Origin of the sequence: Cellulomonas sp. A375-1 (genome assembly GCF_001040865.1) — a bacterium.
Classification (GTDB): Bacteria; Actinomycetota; Actinomycetes; order Actinomycetales; family Cellulomonadaceae; genus Cellulomonas; species Cellulomonas gelida.
The window spans coordinates 5,698-6,729 of the sequence record NZ_LFKW01000147.1 but is presented as its reverse complement, the minus strand read 5'-3'; the positions used below and the strand labels follow the sequence as shown (position 1 = coordinate 6,729).

The 1,032-nt window shown below is 74.1% G+C and carries 1 protein-coding gene; it reads right to left on the bottom strand.

The annotated features are described in order from the left end of the window. Positions 1–122: 122 nt before the first annotated feature. Positions 123–1,032, bottom strand: a 910-nt coding sequence (gene pstA / locus CWIS_RS15930; protein ID WP_048344328.1) for a phosphate ABC transporter permease PstA, incomplete at its 5' end; no start/stop codon positions are given.

The following is a 1,032-nucleotide window of genomic DNA, read 5'->3' as shown; positions in this document are numbered from 1 at the left end:
GCCCGCGCCGTTCACGGGCACGTAGGAGTCGGCGGCGCTCGCGGGCACCGCCGCGAGCACGGCGCCGAGCCCGGCGACGACGAGCGCGAGCACCCCCGCGAGGGTGGTGCGCGTGGTGCGGTTCACGGGATCTCCTCGAGAGCGACGGGGACGGACGAGGGCCGCTGACCGCGGCCCCGACGCAGCAGGGCGCGGGTGCGCTGCAGCTCGGACCGCCACGCGGCGGCGAGCGCGGCGCGGCGCTGCTCGCGGCGACGACGCTGCGCGTCGACCGTGAGCGGCGTGCGTCCGCCGACGACCCGCGCGACGACGAACAGCAGCAGGACCAGGAGCATCAGCACGGCGGCCGTGCCGAACCCGCGCGCGACCATCGTCGGCTCGGGTGACTTCACGAACTGGAAGATCGCCAGCGGCAACGAGACCATCGGGCCCTGCGTGGGGTCCGCGTTGAGCGCGGCCGTGAAGCCCGAGGTCAGCAGCACCGGCGAGGTCTCGCCGATGCCGCGCGCGGTCGCGAGGATCACCGCCGTGGTCAGGCCCGAGCGCGCGGTGGGCAGCACCACGTGGGTGACGGTGCGCAGCTGGCCCGCGCCGAGCGCGTACGACGCCTCCTTGAGCGTCCCGGGCACCAGCCGCAGCACCACGTCCGAGGACCGGACCATGATCGGCAGCATCATGATGCTGATCGCGGTCGCCGCGGCCACGCCGGACTTCGGCACCCCGAGCGCGAGGATCAGCGTCGCGTAGACGAACAGCCCCGCGACGATCGACGGCAGCGCGGTCATCGCCTCGACCACCGTGCGCACCAGCCGCGCGAGCCGCCCGGGCATCTCGCTGAGGAACAGTGCCGTGAGCAGGCCGAGCGGCACGGTGATCACCAGCGCGATCGCGATCTGCAGCAGCGTCCCGACGATCGCGTGCCAGATCCCGCCACGGTCGAGCGGGTCGAGCGGACCGGCCTGCGCCATGTCGTCGGTGAAGAAGTTCAGGTGCGGCAGCGCGCTCGCGCCGCGCGCGACGGTGAACACGACG